General features: G+C 54.3%; 6 protein-coding genes. 3 read left to right on the top strand and 3 right to left on the bottom strand.

All coding sequences use genetic code 11. The features are described 5' to 3' along the window. Positions 1-105 precede the first annotated feature (105 nt). The 3 genes from D1841_RS16480 to D1841_RS19555 all read right to left on the bottom strand — a co-directional run bounded on the left by D1841_RS16480 (position 106) and on the right by D1841_RS19555 (position 1,841). Positions 106-354, bottom strand: coding sequence for a helix-turn-helix transcriptional regulator (locus tag D1841_RS16480; protein WP_237076443.1), 249 nt, complete (start codon positions 352-354; stop codon positions 106-108). A 70-nt stretch (positions 355-424) separates the two neighbouring features. Beyond that, the gene (locus tag D1841_RS19965) at positions 425-1,642 is read right to left on the bottom strand and encodes a DNA cytosine methyltransferase (protein ID WP_160644737.1); all 1,218 of its coding nucleotides are present in this window, start codon (positions 1,640-1,642) and stop codon (positions 425-427) included. A 70-nt stretch (positions 1,643-1,712) separates the two neighbouring features. Continuing rightward, positions 1,713-1,841, bottom strand: coding sequence for a hypothetical protein (locus tag D1841_RS19555; protein WP_256376711.1), 129 nt, complete (start codon positions 1,839-1,841; stop codon positions 1,713-1,715). 148 nt (positions 1,842-1,989) lie between these two features. On the opposite strand from D1841_RS19555, the gene D1841_RS16465 reads away from it, so the two are divergent. The 3 genes from D1841_RS16465 to D1841_RS16455 all read left to right on the top strand — a co-directional run. Next, positions 1,990-2,535 (top strand): helix-turn-helix domain-containing protein, encoded by a 546-nt coding sequence (locus D1841_RS16465; protein ID WP_160644735.1) that lies wholly within the window; start codon positions 1,990-1,992, stop codon positions 2,533-2,535. Positions 2,536-2,586: 51 nt separating this feature from the next. Further along, positions 2,587-2,916 (top strand): hypothetical protein, encoded by a 330-nt coding sequence (locus tag D1841_RS16460; RefSeq protein ID WP_160644733.1) that lies wholly within the window; start codon positions 2,587-2,589, stop codon positions 2,914-2,916. A 53-nt stretch (positions 2,917-2,969) separates the two neighbouring features. Next, on the top strand, positions 2,970-4,558 hold a 1,589-nt coding region (locus D1841_RS16455; protein WP_160644731.1), incomplete at its 3' end, for a recombinase family protein.

The raw sequence follows: 4,558 nt of genomic DNA, 5'->3' as shown, positions 1-4,558 counted from the left end.
TTCCCATTTGTCAAGCCTTTTTTATGCTTTTTTCTTATTTTGCTCTTTTATACCTTTAACTTAATGACATTGCACAAAGGGGGAGTCAAATTTGACTCCCCCTTGCTATTCCCTGCCGCTTTCCTCCTGCGCTATCCTGTCCAGCTCCAACAGGTCCTCAATATGGCACCCCAGCACCTGTGCCACCTTGTATAGCTGGTAGACGTTCGGGCTGGTGCGCGTTCTCTTGGCCCAGCCCTCTATGGTGCGGATCGGCACCCCGCTCTGCCTTGCCAGCTCCCGCCGGGTGATACCCTTTTCAATGCACAATTTGTCCATTGGAGTCATGTCCTCTTTGTATGTCATACGCCTCATTATGAGAGCCCCCTTATTAGTACTTTCCTCCCAATGGGTGGAAGCGCATCTTTCACGCTTATCCATTTGTTCACTGAATCCGTACCTCCTCAAAATGATATTTCGTCACCGCCATAGCGAACTCATCTATCTCACTGGCCCACAGGCAGCTGCCGGGGCCGTTGAGCCGCTCCCAGATCAGCGGGAAGCCACCGATGCCGTCAAAGAGGCTGGCCATCGTGGCAGGGCGCTCGTAGCAGGCGCACAGGCGTTTCAGCACCCAGGCCCAGGGCGGTATGGCTATGGAGTTGCCAAGGGCTGTGTACCGGGCGCTGGCGGTGCATTCCTTGTGGTGTTTGCCCTTGCTGTCCACCCAGGGGCCGATATTCGTCCAGCCATCCGGGAAGCCCTGGAGCCTTTCACATTCCAGCTCCGTCAGGCGGCGCACAATGCGGGCCCGCCGTACCACGTTGTTTAGGTTGAGGCTCTGGCCGCCGGTACTCTTTGCCTGCAGGGTACCGTTCACCTCGGCCCTCTCTCTGCCGTTGCGGCAGTCCACGGCGGCCACGATGGGCTGTTCATGGTTGCAGTTGAGGGTTGGGCTGGCGTCCACTGTGATTTCCGCATTGGCCTGCCCTGTGGCCATCACCAGCGGGGTGTTGTTCCCGCCAGTGCCAAACTGCCGGACTACCGTGGGAGCCACGTCCAGCGGCCCCGTCAGGCGGCTGTCCTGGCCGTGGTTCTCATATACGGCGCACTCCTGCTCTGCAGTGAGGGTAGGGGCCTGTTCCGGCTGATAGCCGATGCTCCCGGCCTTTGCCCCTGCAAAGGGCTTGAATCCAGCACATACTACCGGCTGGTGGCCGTGAGCCTCCGCCCGGAGGGTACCGGCTTTGTCGGCGCTGACGTCCATCAAGTTGCCGCCCTGGTCATTCAGGCACAGCACCGCATGGCGGTCTACCGTGTTCAAGGTGTACATGGGACCATCTGAAACCCCGGAGCCGTTCATACCTACGTCCCGATCCACGGCGTTGCCCTGGAGGCTCCACACCTTTTCCCGCATAGCCGGGGGTAGGTGGTCGGTTAAAACGCAGAGGCAGCTTTCACCCTCTGAGGGCGCGGCGGTAAAAAGAGCCTGGTCATTATGGCAGGCCAGCGTCCCGGACTTCTCTGTCTGAAGGAGCGCCCCTTTGCCGCCGCCCTCACACCCGGCCCTCATTCTGAGCGTGATTGCAGTATCAGCGCCGCCTCCAGCTCCGGCGGCAGGGGTTTCCCTCTCCGGCTGGCCCTGTTCAATATCCCCGCACACGCTTTTGCGGACAAAGAGTATTTCTGGTGCGGATTGTCCTCCAAAATCCGCGACAAGCGCGATTCTACGTCTACGCTGGGGGACTCCCCAAAACTGAGCGTGCTACGATGTCCTGCTTATCTTCGGGCACGCTTTTCAGCGTGTCGTAGAACAGCACACCCTCTGCGGCCTGCTGGGCTGTGTACTTCGGCTCAGTCATGTGCTCGACCCCCCCTTCTTTGACTGTGTGATTATTATATCTCGCTTAGCTACATTTGTCAAGCGATTTTTCTTTGACTTAGAAACTTTTTATTGACAGAGCGAACTTGGTGTGCTATGATATATGTCAGCAGGAGGTGAACGGATTAATGACTTTAGGCGAACGTGTAAGGAAAATACGCCGCCAGATGGATTTGACCCAGCAGGATTTCGGGAAACGCATTGGCATTAAATCTAACAGTGTTTCTCTAATTGAATCTGGCGGCAGGAACGCTTCTGATCAGGTTGTTTTAGCTATTTGTCGGGAATTTGATATAAGTGAAGATTGGCTCCGCACGGGTGCAGGGGAAATGTTTGAGCCGGAAGCCACCAATGCTCTTGACGCCCTTGTCAAAGAGCGAGGGATAAGCCGCGGGGAACAGATCTTAATTGAGAAATTCCTCAACCTCAAGCCAGAAAGCCGTCAGGCTGTCATGAATTATCTGCTTGATGTTGCTGCAGCAATCTCCGGCACTGTTGAAGCCACTCACACGGCTCCTGTTGAATATGTTCCTGAAATTCCAATTGATGAATATAACGCGGCCGCGGATATTGATATTGATGCTGAGGTTGCTAAGTACCGTGCCGAACTGGAGCGCCAGAAAAAAGCAATGGCAGATTCGTCAGCTTTACATGGCTCCAAACACGCGGGATAACGTAAAAAGAAAATGCCCCGGCTTATAGTCGGGACGGGAAGAAGGATGTTTATGAAACATGGCGCTGCCTGGTGGATACTCATCGGTTGGTGGTGGTATCTTTGCTTTGCCTGGTGGGTTTATCCAATTAAGTGGTTTTTGTCAAGAAAATCTTCAAACTCAGTCAGCGAGAATCAGGGCAGGCTGTTACACGAAGCCGAGGGACATATCATAAATTTTCTTAGAAATTCAAGCGGCGGAACGGCTCTGCAGGTTGACGTCAAGAGAACCCTCCCCGGTGATTTGACACCCTATTTCGACCAGGCTGTTCACGAACTTTACCAAAACGGAAAAATAAAGACCTCAAAAGAAGGCGGCCGCATCCGCCTGGAACTTGTCTGATTACAAAAAATCCCCCGCCGCAAAGGCGAGGGCCAGAAAGGAGGGGCATGGGTATGGCGCGAAAAACACAGGCACCAGATACGCAGTTCGCCGTGATCTATGCCCGGTATTCCTCCCACTCCCAGAACGATGCCTCCATCGAACAGCAGGTCGCGGACTGCGAGGCGTTTGCCCGGATGAACAATTTGGAGATCGTCAAGGTGTACGCCGACCGCCACCTGACCGGCACCAACGATAAGCGCCCGGAGTTTCAGCGAATGCTCCGGGAAGCGGAGCGTGGCCACTGGCAGTATGTCATCACCTGGAAAGTGGACCGCTTCGCCCGGAACCGATACGACAGCGCCACCTATAAATACAGGTTGAAAAAGCACGGCGTCAAGGTGCTTTACGCAAAGGAGGCTATTCCTGATGGGCCGGAGGGAATTCTGCTGGAATCGGTGCTTGAGGGCTCGGCGGAGTATTATTCCGCGAACCTCTCACAGAATGTCCGCCGGGGGATGCACTTCAATGCCCTGGACTGCAAAGTGAACAGCGGCAGCCTGCCCTATGGATACCGCAAAGGCCCAGATGGCAAATTTGAAATACACGAAGCTCAGGCTGAAATTGTCCGTGAGATTTTTCATAAGGTTTCTATCGGCACCCCTTTTGTGGACATCATCAATGATCTGAATGGCCGGGGGATCAAGACCCGGAGCGGGGGCCTCTGGAACCGCAGCAGCTTTCAAAATATGCTGCACAATGAATCCTATATTGGAGTGTACCATTTCTCTGATGTGCGCATTGAGGGCGGAGTCCCTGCAATTGTAAAGCCAGAAATATTTTGGGAGGTGGACCGCAGATTGAAAACAAAGAAAAACGCCCAGGGCCGTAAGCGCGAGGGCAATGAATACCTATTAACCGGGAAGCTGTTCTGTGGGCCGTGCGGTTCACACATGGTCGGTATCTCTGGCACCGGGCACCTGGGGCAGCTGCACTATTACTACTCCTGCCAGCGGCGCAGACTTGAAAAGGACTGCAAAAAGAAACACGTCCGCCAGGACTATATTGAGCGGGTAGTGGTGGATTCCACCCTGCGCTATGTTCTCCAGCCGGACGTGATACAGTGGATCGCCGATGCGGTGATAGCGTATCAGGAACGGGAGGGAGCCTCTGCTGAATTGAGTATGCTGCAGGAGCAGAAAGCCGAAAACGAAAAGGCCACCGCGAACCTGATGAAAGCCATAGAAATGGGAATCATCACCGAGAACACCAAGCGCCGCCTGCTGGAACTGGAGCATGAGGCTGTGGAGCTGAAGCGCTCCATAGATTTGGAGATAGCCTCGCACACACACCTGGAACGAGAACAGATCATCTACTGGATGGAACGGTTCCGGGACGGTGACCGCAAGAGCCAGGACTTCCGCCGGAAAGTCATTGACTCCTTTGTGAATGCGGTTTATCTGTGGGACGACCGCATAAAGATTGCATTCAATTATTCCGGCAAAAACAACACAATATCCCGAGAGCTGGTCATGGATGCCGAGACTGTGGCCGGAGAGAGCCAATCGTATAGGCTCTGTGATGGTCTGCCAAAAAAGCCAGGAATCATGCGGGTTCCGGGCTTTTTCTTTTTTCTTTCTATCAGCAGTTTGGGGGCTTTCTA

It is taken from the genome of Neglectibacter sp. X4, from assembly GCF_009917365.1.
Lineage (GTDB): Bacteria > Bacillota > Clostridia > Oscillospirales > Acutalibacteraceae > Acutalibacter.
Note: the sequence above shows the minus strand (reverse complement) of the source record. Positions and strands in the feature narration are given on the sequence as shown.

What these genes read in the sequence shown, in the direction of transcription:
- D1841_RS16480 (WP_237076443.1), bottom strand. Translation starts at nt 354, where the DNA reads ATGAGGCGTATGACATACAAAGAGGACATGACTCCAATGGACAAATTG.
- D1841_RS19555 (WP_256376711.1), bottom strand. Translation starts at nt 1,841, where the DNA reads ATGACTGAGCCGAAGTACACAGCCCAGCAGGCCGCAGAGGGTGTGCTG.
- D1841_RS16465 (WP_160644735.1), top strand. Translation starts at nt 1,990, where the DNA reads ATGACTTTAGGCGAACGTGTAAGGAAAATACGCCGCCAGATGGATTTG.
- D1841_RS16460 (WP_160644733.1), top strand. Translation starts at nt 2,587, where the DNA reads ATGAAACATGGCGCTGCCTGGTGGATACTCATCGGTTGGTGGTGGTAT.